This window comes from Bacillus cereus group sp. MYBKT14-1, from assembly GCF_051915185.1.
GTDB classification, from domain to species: domain Bacteria; phylum Bacillota; class Bacilli; order Bacillales; family Bacillaceae_G; genus Bacillus_A; species Bacillus_A cereus.
Genome location: NZ_JBQAEF010000004.1, coordinates 357,689 through 369,317 on the forward strand (window position 1 = coordinate 357,689; position 11,629 = coordinate 369,317).

Sequence of the window (11,629 nt, forward strand, 5' to 3'; positions counted from 1 at the left end):
TTTTCTGAAAATCCATGATTATGAACACACCCCATTAATTCTTGAACTTCTCATCCAAAATATCTGCAAATATTGCAGCAACAGAGGAACCTATCCTTGAAATATAAATTACGCTTCCATACTAGACTAGCTTAAAAATATTTTTCTTATTGCTCATTTTTCTATTTCCTCTTTATCAAAAGTACTCCTAACACATCACACTTTAAAGAAACGATAGTATTCCCTATAATCCAAAAAAAATAAGGAAAGACATAACACCTATGTCTTTCCTCTAAAATTGTAACACTCAATATGCTCTTGGCTCTATTTAATTTTCTAATTAAACCTTTACATATCTTTCTTTATAATATTTTCTAACTCTGTCCAACTTGTAATACGCGGGATGTTGAGATGTTGATTGTAAGAAGTAGTTTTTGCATACACATTTATCGGTTTTCCTATTAACGTTTCTAAGACTGCCGGCTTATCATCAAAGAAATAGTTTAATTTTATTTCTTGTATGAAGTGTATTTTTTCTTCATCCTTCATTCCATAGAAAAAGCGATCTTCATGTACCGGAAAACCTTTTTCTATTAACCATTTTTTTGTTTGCTCTCCATGCTCTTTAGGTCGCGCCGTTATATAGTAAATTTCATGTCCCTGTCTTTCTAATTCTTGTAATGTCTCTACTGCATATGGAAACGGTGAACAAGAAGTATAATAAATCTCATCCAGCAAACTATTCCACATATGACTGCCTTCCTCCGAAGTCATGCCAAATGCTTCATGAATTTCAATTGTTTTTAAAGAATGAAATACATCCAATCCTAATTTTTTGTTTAATTTCTTATTATATAAATGAAAAGCATGCTGCCTTAAATCAATTAATGTATCATCGATATCAAATCCAAACTTCACTCTTCATCGCTCCTTTCTGCAATCCATTTATCGGAACATATAAGTAGCTTTTATTCTCCTTATATTTTCCGATATTCTGGATAGCCAATAAATCTATAATCTTTTCCAACCTGGGTAAATGATACATCCTTAAATTCAATTGCATCTTGCATTTTAGTAATACCAGTCCCCTCTACAAAGCTAGGCGCCAATCTGCCCCCAATAATTTTTGGTGCGACATATAATATAAGTTTATCCATCAATTTATTTTCAATAAACGAAGCATTTACCTCTCCACCACCTTCAATAAGCAGGGAGGAAACTCCTTTTTGCCCTAAAACATCAAGCATTTCATGTAAGTTTATATGCTTTTCTCCGCTAGTAACAAATACTTTAACTCCTGCATTTTCTAATGCTATCTTTTTTTTCGCTGCATGATTACTTGTTGTAAATATCCAGGTAGGAGCTTCTCCATCTGTAACAACGTTAGCTTCCATCGGTATGCGTAATGTCGAGTCCAATATTATTCGAATTGGATTTCGTCCATTTGGAATACGCGTTGTCAATGATGGATTATCCTTTTGAACAGTATTCGCTCCTACTAAAATAGCCGCATTTTCGTTTCGTATTTGGTGTACTTCTTGTCTTGCTTCTGCAGATGTAATCCACTTACTATCCGATGAAGACGTAGCGATTTTCCCGTCTAATGTAACTCCTGATTTAATCGTTACAAATGGACGCTTTGTCAAAATATATTTATTAAAGACTTCATTCATTTTTTTAGATTCTTCTTCACACACTCCTACAAGTACTTCAATACCTGCATCTTGTAGAATTTTAATTCCACGTCCAGAAACAAGCGGGTTTGGATCAAGTGTAGCAACTACTACCTTCTTAATTCCTGCTTGTACAATTGCTTCAGCACAAGGCCCTGTTCTACCATGATGAGAACAAGGTTCAAGAGTTACATAGATTGTAGCACCACGTACCTGTTCTCCAGCCATACGTATCGCATGTATTTCGGCATGTGGTTCTCCGGCCTTCATATGTGCTCCGACCCCTACAATTCGATTATCATTTACAATTACAGATCCAACCAATGGATTTGGAGTCGTTTGTCCCTTCATAGCCTTGGCATTTTCTAGTGCTAGCTTCATATACAATTCATGCTCAAGCATGTAAGTGTCCCCCTTCAAAATGTCCAGAACGCTGAATCTTCGTTTGCAAATATTTCTCATTAAACTCTGAGATATCACCCCATAACGGTTCACGACTCGTAACATTTAATCCAGCTTTTTGTAACGCTTCTAATTTTTTCGGATTATTTGTAATAAGTTTTACAGGTTTTGAGCGTAGCGCTTTTAATACTTCAATTGTATCATCATAGTTTCGAACATCATCTTCAAAGCCTAGGTTCAGATTAGCTTCTACTGTATCTAACCCATTTTCTTGCAAGAGGTACGTCATTGCTTTACTAAACAAACCAATTCCTCTTCCTTCATGATTCGCTAAGTAAAATAAAGCACCTGAACCATGTTCTGTAATCATTTGTAAAGACTGCTTTAATTGGAATCCACAGTCACAACGTTTACTACCAAAGATATCACCGGTGTGACAAATACTATGCATACGAATTAGGGCATCTTCAGAATTCTCAAAATCACCATATACAAGCACACTAGATTGCTGCATATCAGCTAAATTAATAGATGAGAGTTTTTTGATAATTCCTTCTACACTATTTGTAACCTCACTACATTGTAACCAAGAATACCATTGGAAAATTTTAGTCTCCCCATATAAATTAATTGGCAATTTGATAGGTCCTACTAAATAAATATCCTTTCCATCTTGATGTATAAATTGAATTTTATCTTCTAACATATGAATTGTATCTGTTGTAACCATTAGGTACCTCCTAGTATTGAGAATCTCTAAAAATCCTCTTCCATTGTTATATTTTTTATTGTTTAACTTACACAACGTAAGTGTTTTTACAGATGCTATTCTTTTTTCTCTCAGCTTATATGCAATATGTATCATTACAACTTTGGCCATTTAAAGAAAAGAGTTTTAGTTACATAAAACAACTTAGTTACTTTATGTAAGTGAGTATACATTCGTAATTAATTTACGTCAAGTAATTAATTATAAAAACATTTGTTACTAATAGTAAGATGTTATATAATTTGTTTTAGGAGGTGAAGGAAAATGAATGATTCTACATTATGCCCTCGCTTTGAAAAAGGAATGAAATTTTTTAGCCAACGATGGACAGCACTAATTATTTACCAACTTTTTTCTGGATCTCAGCGCTTTTGTACGCTTGAATCTTCTCTTCCTGTTAGCGGAAGATTACTTTCAGAAAGATTGAAAGAATTAGAACTAGAAGGAATTGTCGAACGTAAAGTCTTTCCTGAGACACCAGTTCGTATAGAATATTCTTTAACTCAAAAAGGATTTGCTTTAGAAGCTATTATTCGCGGAATAGAAGAATGGTCACAGGAATGGATAGAACTTGAGGAATAACATAAAAGCTTTTTCGTATATAGTTTTAAGTAATCAAATTACAGATACCTATTATTAAAACGCTAGTTTTTCAAGCATTTATGAAAAGCTAGCGTTTTTTAATGAATAAAATAAAATTTAAGAAATGAAACAAGATGATCAAACCGATCACCTTGTTCCTTTAAAGATTAAAATAGTGATTTTAACAACTTTTATTAATACATACTCGATTAACAGAAATAATAAATAGAATTTTTGTAACTAAACAGTTTTATTTTCGCAATACAGTTAGCTTATCCCGCTATTTGCGGACAGTAAGACCACCACTGATTAAATTTCCATTTTATTACATTTGAATATTACTTATGAAATTTCACACGCTCTTCAAGTGGTTGGAATTCTTTTTCACCTGGTGCAGCTGTTGGATTACCAAATGGCATTTGTGCAATTAGTTTCCAATTAGCAGGGACATTCCATTCTTGTTTTACCTCATCGTCAATTAATGGATTATAATGTTGTAAAGATGCCCCTAATCCCTCTGCTTCTAAACCTGTCCATACGACTAATTGGTGCATACCTGATGCTTGGTGTGACCAAATTGGGAAGTTTTCAGCATATGCAGCAAATTTTTCTTGAAGCGATTTAACGATAGCCTCATCTTCAAAGAATAGTACTGTTCCATAACCAGCTTTAAAAGAATCCATTTTTTGTTGCGTTCCTGAGAAATCTCCATCTCCAACTACTTTTCTTAATGTTTCAGTTGTAATATCCCATAATTTATCATGAGCTTCACCAAATAATACAACTAATCGCGCAGTTTGAGAATTGAAAGCTGATGGAGTATATTTCACAGCAAACTCCACAATTTCTTTAATTTTTTCATCCGATACTTGTACCTCTTTGTTAATTCCATAGTAAGTACGTCTTTCTTTCAGTGCAGTATAGAAATCTTTTGTCATAATTCATTTCCTCCTAAGTTTTAATATTCTTCAAAATGATACATTGCGAAGATAATATGAGTTGAAATGAGTTCATTTTTGAACCATTGAACACCATAACACCAATTGCTAGTCATTCTGAATCTAAACCACTGCTTCTTGCTTCAGTTTCCCTAAAAAAACACTTATAAGCATCATTGATACAATCTAGTGATCATTCGGTATTATTTTACCCATTCTCTATTCATGTATCCTGCTTGTTTCATATTTACACAAATATGAAAATAACCTTAAATTGCTGGTCAAAAAAGCCAGGTAGCATGAATAACACATTACCTGGCTTTTTACATTTTTAATTTAAATTCAACTAAACATTACCAATGAATAGTAGTAAAAACTATACCTGTCACTTATTTAATAATTAACATCTCATAAGGATGTTGTCCCATAAATCTATTCTCCCAAGGAATCTCTAATGATGTCCAATTTGAACCACCGTCTACTGACTGATACACTCCTTTATTGCTAAACAGATAAAACGTTCCATCACTTGTTGCCTTTAATACTGGTATGATTGTGCCTTTAGGAGTTGGTAAACCTACATTCATTTCTGCCCAAGACTGATTTTTTTCTTTCTTATAAATAAATGATTCACAATTTCCATTATTGTAATCATGCGCTACGTGGGGATTTGAAGATGTCGCGATAATAATATTTTCTGGATCATTTGGGTTAACTGCCATTTGATATGCGTAATGATGCTTTAGCCCGCTACACATATAGTTCCAAGTCTTACCTCCATCATTACTCTCCGCATACTCTTGACCTGGTTCTTTCAAGAATGAATCACCTAACACCCCGTATAAACGATTTGGCGCATCGCCATGTGATTTAAGAATGTGAATATCTTGAGGATAGTTCCCCTCTTTTTCCTCAGTCCATGTCTTACCTCCATCTACACTTTTAATTAATCCGCCTACCTCAATAGTCGTATAAATAGTTTCTGGATTATTAGCATCAATTTCAATATGTTTTACATGGTGTGTATATGTTCTTTGAGGAAAGAACCATGATGAATATGATGGCATTTGTCGATAATCTGTTAGCAGCTCAAAACTGTCTCCTCCATTTTTGGATACGAACATTGCACTCGGTTCAGTTCCTACATATACAATCCCGTTACCGTCATCCCCCTTCGCTGGAGATACAGAAACTGCTGTAATAGCTCTCATATGAATAGCATTAGCTGGGAACACTTCACCAAATGAAGGCAACGTACCAATCGCTTCCCATGAACTTCCTCCATCTTTACTTCTCCATAATCCCCTATCAAAAGTACCACAATACATTCTTTCTTGGTCGTATGGATCTAAAGCTAAAGCAACTGGATTCGCACCTACAAACTGCGATTGGACGCTCCATGTTGAGTCTTTTTTTTCTGCGATTACAAGTTCTCTATCAAACGCTAATATGAATTTTTCCATAACTAAAATCTCCTCGTTTCATAATATATCTACTGTATTATTTAAATTTTTACCGTTACAAGTTATGAGATAACACTTATATGCTACAGCATATAAAGGATAAATTTTATAAGCAATATGTGATTAAAAACTTACATTATATAATTTGTTAACTTCACATCAGTATGATGAACAAGATGTCCTGTTAACTCATATAAGTCCATATGCCACCTTCAAATAAATCGCAATTTATATGCTATAGCATATATAATATAGAATGCATTATTTTATGTCAAACTTTAATACTGTTAATAAGTTCTTTAGCTCGCCTAAAGTAATTTAAAAGTCATAATATAAACAGAAACATTTTATTGAATAGAAAATAAAAAAAGAGTGCAATTTGGTATTATCCCCTATAGGTAGACAGTAAAAAAAGAGTCCATCTGATATGATGGACTCAATACTGTTTTATCTGGAGGGGGTTTTTTTATGGCAAGAAAGGGACAATCATTTCAAAAATATACAGAAGCACTAAAGCGAGAAGCAGTTCGTCTTCGATTAGAAGAGAGAAAATCATTGCGAGAAATTCGTGAACAACTCGGTGTGAAGAGCGATGCCCAGATTATTGAGTGGGTAAAACGTGCGCAACAGGGGGAGTCCTTTGATGATCAACGTGGTGTCTGGAATCGAAAGAATTTTAATAGTCTAGAAGAAGAAAATGCTTATTTGAAGGCACAGGTTGAGTATTTAAAAAAGCGCAATCCAAATCTACACGGGAAGGAATGGTCCTAAAGAAAGAACGATTTTCTCTTATCGATTCATTACGCCAAGCCTATCCACTTCGATGGCTGTTTCAAATCGCGGAAGTTTCTAAGGCTGGCTACTATAAATGGCGGAAATATCATAACGTACAGCGTTTACGTCAGAAAAGGGATATGTGGCATAAAGAACATATTTTATCTATTCATCGTCAGCACCCTTACTATGGGTATAAACGCATGACTCGTGCTTTAGCTCGAGAAGGAATGGTAATGAATCATAAACGTGTTCGTCGTCTCATGAGAGAGCTGGATATTCAATCTATCATTCGAAAAAAACGTCCATTTTATGGAAGGAAAACATCTGTGATATTTAAAAATCATTTGAATCGAGAATTTCAGGCTGAAAAGCAAAACCAAAAATTCGTAACAGATATTACTTATGTGCGAATCGGAGAACAATTTGCCTATTTGTCAGCTGTGTTAGATTTATACAACAATGAAATTGTTGCCTGGAAGCTATCTTCAAGAAATGATTTAAATTTGGTTTTAACTACATTACGTCAATTAGAAGAGAAGTCATTAACCACTAAGCCCCTTTTCCATTCAGATCAAGGGTTTCAATATACATCTAAATCCTACGCAAAACAGTTAGAGAAATTAGGATTTGTCGGCAGTCATTCTAGACGTGGAAACTGTTTTGATAATGCGTGTATCGAATCATTCTTCTCACATTTAAAAACAGAGAAGTTGTATTTAGTGCGCCCAAAAACATATGAAATGGCCTATCGAGCAATTCAAGAATATATTCAATTTTATAATACAGAAAGATTCCAAGAAAAACTTCACGGCCTTTCCCCGATAGAATATCGGGAAAAGGCCGTGGCATAATACTCTTTTTATTACTGTCTACTTGACAGGGAGATGACCAATTTTTGCACTCTTTTTACTCATTTCTATTAGAAATCAAAGTTATCAGGATCTGGACCAACGCGGTGATTTTGATTTAATGCATCGATTTTTTCCATATCTTCTTTCGTTAATTCAAAGTTAAATACATCTGCATTTGCAATAATGCGGTGCTCTTTCGTTGATTTTGGAATTGTGATCACTTCATTTTGAAGGTCCCAACGTAAAATCACTTGTGCTGTTGTTTTACCATGTTTCTCAGCAATTTCTTGTAATGTTTCGTTATCTAATAATTGACCTTGCATAAGTGGTGACCATGCTTCCATTTGAATACCTTGTTCTTTACAGAAAGCTTGTAATTCTTTTTGTGTTAAACGAGGATGGTATTCTACTTGGTTGATCATCGGCTTAATTTCTGCATCTTTTATTACATCTTGCAGATGGTGAATTTGGAAATTACTTACGCCAATTGCACGTACACGCTTTTCTTTATAAAGTGTTTCTAACGCTCTCCATGTATCTTTATATTTCCCTTCTACAGGCCAGTGAACAAGATATAAATCTAAATAATCTAGCTTTAATTTTTTTAAGCTCTCTTCGTATGCAGCAATCGTTTCTTCATATCCTTGATCTGCGTTCCATACTTTTGAAGTAATAAATAATTCTTCTCTTGAAATACCAGTTGTTTCAATACCGGCACGAATCCCCTCACCTACAGCTGCTTCATTTCCGTAAATTGCAGCTGTATCAATGCTGCGGTATCCTGCTTTAATTGCTGATTTAATCGCTTCTACAAGTTCTGGTCCTTCTTCTACTTTAAATACACCTAAACCAAACCAAGGCATTTCCACACCATTACTTAATACTGTTTTACTTTGTAAATTTTTCATTTTATTTTCTCTCCTTTTATTTTACTTGATCTCTTTTTTCTAATGTCATGCTCCATGCTGTTAAAATAACAGCACCTACTACCATAATGCCGCCTACCCAAGCTGTATGAATTAACCCTAACGAGTTCGTTACAATACCGCCTAAATAAGCACCAAGAGCAATCCCAGCATTAAACGCCGCAATATTAATTGCCGATGCAACATCGACAGCACTCGGTACAAATCGTTCAGCTAACATTACGACATATACTTGTAACCCTGGAACATTCATAAATGCGAATAGCCCCATTAAAATAATTGTGATTAACCCAGCTACCTTAAATGGTGCCGTAAATGTTAAAACAAATAGTATAATCGCTTGAATAAAGAACATGTAGAATAGCGCTCGAATTGGATTATGATTCGATAATTTTCCGCCAATCACATTCCCTATCGCAATGGCGATTCCATACACTAATAAAATGATAGTAACCGTATTTGCTTTAAATCCTGTTACCTCTTGTAATAACGGAGATAAATACGTAAAAGTTACGAATGTTCCCCCATATCCTAATGCAGTAATAATGAAAACTAGTAACAGTCTTCCGTTCGTAATCAGTTTAAATTGATCGCGGAATGATACAGACGCACCTTTTTTCATATTAGATGGAATGAGAATACTATTTGCAATTAAGGCGATAATTCCAATTACTACAATTGCTAAAAATGATGTTCTCCAGCCAAATTGTTGACCAATAAATGTTCCAATTGGTGCACCTGTAATAGTTGCAACTGTTACACCAGTAAACATAATCGCAATCGCGCTAGCCCGTTTATTTTCTGGGACAAGTGCCGCAGCAATTGTTGAACCAATTGACATAAACACACCATGCGAAAGTGCAGAAATAATTCGCGCAATAAGTAATACAGTGAAGCTTGTTGCTACCGCTGCGATTCCGTTACCAATAATGAAAATAATCATAATCCACATTAATAACGTTTTTCGTGACATATTAGCTGTTAATGACGTTAATACTGGAGCCCCAAACGCTACGCCTAACGCATATAAAGAAACTGTTAAACCAGCCGTTGTAACCGACACATGTAAATCTTCCGAAATAGATGGTAATAAACCGACACTAACAAATTCAGTTGTCCCAATCCCGAACGCACTAATTGCTAACGCTAACAACGCAAATATACTTCTTCGATTCGTCTGAACTTCTGAAGACGATGCTGTATATGAATTCAATTGAGTTCCCCCTCTTCCCTATAATTCCTATCATAATAGTGCGATAAAAAGGCCCTTTTATCTTCTAAAAAACATATTTAATCTCTACAAACGCTATTATGAATGGTTTCATTCTTTTTTTAAAGAACGCACTTTAAAGTACTATAGGTACTTTTTAGTACCGTAAAGCTTGTCTCTCTCTTACATGTACTATTATGAAATATATTCAATACAATGAATAGTACGTACTTTAAAGTGCTGTAGGTACCAAAAAGTAACATAGTTAGTTACCAGTACCGTAAAGCTTGTTTCTCTCTTACATGTGCTATTATGAATGATAATTACCCTAATAAAAAGTACGTACTTTAAAGTACTATAGGTACTAAAAAGTAACATTTATATAACCTAGCTTATTTTGCTCAAAAATTGAAATCTACATTCCATGAAAAAGACTTTCAAATGAAGAAATACACTTTCCCGTAGAGGCAACTTTAGAGAATATTACTTAAACATATAAAGGATCATGTTCATTACCACAGACAAATAATAAAAAGGCAAAAACGAACAGAAATGTGTTCATTTTTGCCTTTTTTATTTACTGATTAAAATGTACGACTTTTGGAAAGGAAATCTGCATTAGCTCCTGTTACACCACTTTGTCCCCAGTTCCCTGGAATCATTTCACGAATAAGAATTAGCACTTTATCCAAAGGTGCATGAGTATATTTAGATGTTACTTGTGTAAGTTCGTTTACCCACTTATCCTTTGTCTCTTGATCAAATGTATTCCATATATCAATCTTAATAATAGCCATTCCATTAACGTTACGACCTAGTGTATCGTAAGACTCTTTTGTCTCCCAATCGGACACCCTACTTTTCACAGCAAAGGTAGCATCACTTGCTACAGCCCCAGCTTTCCCCCAGTTTTCTTTCTCAAGTTCCGTTATCAACACTTGAATTTTGTCAGGGACAATTTTTAATAGTTTTATTGTAAGTTCCGTTACACTATAAATAAATTCCTTCTTTTCTTCTGTTGACATGGTTGGCCAAGTATTTAGCTCGATTAATGGCATAGTATTGCCCCCTAAATTTAATTATCTATTGACTAGTTACAACTATTGGTTCAAATGATTTTTAACTGCTCTTACTACCAATTCGTGATCTTCTTCTGGTGGTAATCCTGAAACTGTTATCATTCCAATAACCCCTACGTTTTTTATCCTGATAGGAAAGCATCCACCAAACGCAGCATATTCCGAAGTATCTAAAAGATATTTTTCATTATATGAAATTCCAGTTATTTCACTTTGTATCTGCATATAATACGAGCTACGATCATGCAGGGAAACGACTCGTTTTTTACGCTCAATCCATTTCGTATTTTCCGCATTTGTCCCTGTCATCTTGAAATGAAATAATTGCACACCATTTTTCGTTATATCAACAGCAATCAATTTCCCCTCTCGCTTTGCTGTTTCAACGATAAATAAACCTAGTTGCAAGGCATCTTCATTTGTAAAAGAGGAAAATTGAAGCGTTTCCTCCTCTTTTAAAATTTGTTTACTTATTTCATTCAAATTTGAAGTGCTCATATCTTTAACCTCCATAATTGTTTTATGCCACACCGACATTTTTTCGAAATTATTAGGCCATATAGTACAACCCTTCAATCAATCTGATTCTAAATAAACTGCTGTAACATCGTTGGTAACTAGTAGTACCGTAAAGCTTGTTTTCTTCTTACTGGTGCTATTATGAATGATATTCAAAGTTATAAAAAGTACGCACTTTAAAGTGCTATAGGTACTTTAAAGTACTATTCTACTTATCCCTATCTTACAGAGACTATTATGAAATATATTTAACATCTTAAAAATGTATGTACTAAAGAATAATATTTTTAATCACTAACTTTTTTGCTCAATGGTTGTAATTCATCAGATACAGAAATAGACATACAAAAACGCCATCCTTTCCTATTGGAGTGAACCCAGAGAATGAGACGAAAAAAAACACCTCTCTAAATCGTAAGTATCAGTTATGATTTTAATGGAGGTGTTTTTCTTATGGGGAA

The 11,629-nt window shown here is 34.3% G+C and carries 11 protein-coding genes; 2 read left to right on the plus strand and 9 right to left on the minus strand.

Features of this window, described 5'->3' with window-relative positions; all coding sequences use genetic code 11:
• Positions 1-327: 327 nt before the first annotated feature.
• From ACTFO4_RS14215 to ACTFO4_RS14225, 3 genes are read right to left on the minus strand one after another with little or no spacing between them, the layout of a single operon-like run.
• Positions 328-897 carry a 5' nucleotidase, NT5C type gene (locus ACTFO4_RS14215; protein WP_017673863.1) on the minus strand — a complete coding sequence of 190 codons (570 nt, stop codon included), beginning with the start codon at positions 895-897 and terminating at the stop codon, positions 328-330.
• A 59-nt stretch (positions 898-956) separates the two neighbouring features.
• Positions 957-2,054, minus strand: coding sequence for a bifunctional diaminohydroxyphosphoribosylaminopyrimidine deaminase/5-amino-6-(5-phosphoribosylamino)uracil reductase RibD (gene ribD, locus ACTFO4_RS14220; RefSeq protein WP_139365881.1), 1,098 nt, complete (start codon positions 2,052-2,054; stop codon positions 957-959).
• Positions 2,047-2,784 (minus strand): GTP cyclohydrolase II, encoded by a 738-nt coding sequence (locus ACTFO4_RS14225; protein WP_000258858.1) that lies wholly within the window; start codon positions 2,782-2,784, stop codon positions 2,047-2,049. Before ACTFO4_RS14225 ends, ribD begins: the two co-directional genes overlap by 8 nt.
• Positions 2,785-3,087: 303 nt before the next feature.
• Here ACTFO4_RS14225 and ACTFO4_RS14230 point away from each other — a divergent pair, with 303 nt between their 5' ends.
• A complete protein-coding gene (locus tag ACTFO4_RS14230; RefSeq protein WP_001000104.1) occupies positions 3,088-3,405 on the plus strand; it encodes a winged helix-turn-helix transcriptional regulator in 318 nt (105 codons plus the stop codon).
• A gap of 338 nt (positions 3,406-3,743) precedes the next feature.
• Here the strand turns inward: ACTFO4_RS14230 and ACTFO4_RS14235 are convergent, their stop codons facing one another.
• Both ACTFO4_RS14235 and ACTFO4_RS14240 read right to left on the minus strand, forming a co-directional pair.
• Positions 3,744-4,343, minus strand: a complete 600-nt coding sequence (locus ACTFO4_RS14235) for a nitroreductase family protein (protein ID WP_000158938.1) — start codon at positions 4,341-4,343, stop codon at positions 3,744-3,746.
• A 389-nt stretch (positions 4,344-4,732) separates the two neighbouring features.
• Positions 4,733-5,806 carry a WD40/YVTN/BNR-like repeat-containing protein gene (locus ACTFO4_RS14240; protein WP_078421352.1) on the minus strand — a complete coding sequence of 358 codons (1,074 nt, stop codon included), beginning with the start codon at positions 5,804-5,806 and terminating at the stop codon, positions 4,733-4,735.
• 468 nt (positions 5,807-6,274) lie between these two features.
• Here ACTFO4_RS14240 and ACTFO4_RS14245 point away from each other — a divergent pair.
• Positions 6,275-7,434, plus strand: a protein-coding gene (locus ACTFO4_RS14245; protein WP_440018858.1) for an IS3 family transposase whose coding sequence is annotated in 2 segments (ribosomal slippage) — positions 6,275-6,533 and positions 6,533-7,434 — 1,161 coding nt in all. Because the reading frame shifts where the segments join, the coding sequence is not laid out codon by codon here.
• Positions 7,435-7,502: 68 nt separating this feature from the next.
• Here ACTFO4_RS14245 and ACTFO4_RS14250 read toward each other — a convergent pair.
• From ACTFO4_RS14250 to ACTFO4_RS14265, 4 genes are all read right to left on the minus strand, one after another.
• Entirely contained in the window at positions 7,503-8,342 is an 840-nt protein-coding gene (locus ACTFO4_RS14250) for an aldo/keto reductase (protein WP_000793566.1), read from the minus strand.
• 16 nt (positions 8,343-8,358) lie between these two features.
• Positions 8,359-9,573: an MFS transporter gene (locus ACTFO4_RS14255; RefSeq protein WP_001089891.1), complete on the minus strand. Its 1,215-nt coding sequence runs from the start codon at positions 9,571-9,573 to the stop codon at positions 8,359-8,361.
• A gap of 581 nt (positions 9,574-10,154) precedes the next feature.
• Positions 10,155-10,628: a tautomerase family protein gene (locus ACTFO4_RS14260; protein ID WP_001128306.1), complete on the minus strand. Its 474-nt coding sequence runs from the start codon at positions 10,626-10,628 to the stop codon at positions 10,155-10,157.
• A 42-nt stretch (positions 10,629-10,670) separates the two neighbouring features.
• A complete protein-coding gene (locus tag ACTFO4_RS14265; RefSeq protein WP_105559683.1) occupies positions 10,671-11,186 on the minus strand; it encodes a heme-degrading domain-containing protein in 516 nt (171 codons plus the stop codon).
• Positions 11,187-11,629 lie beyond the last annotated feature (443 nt).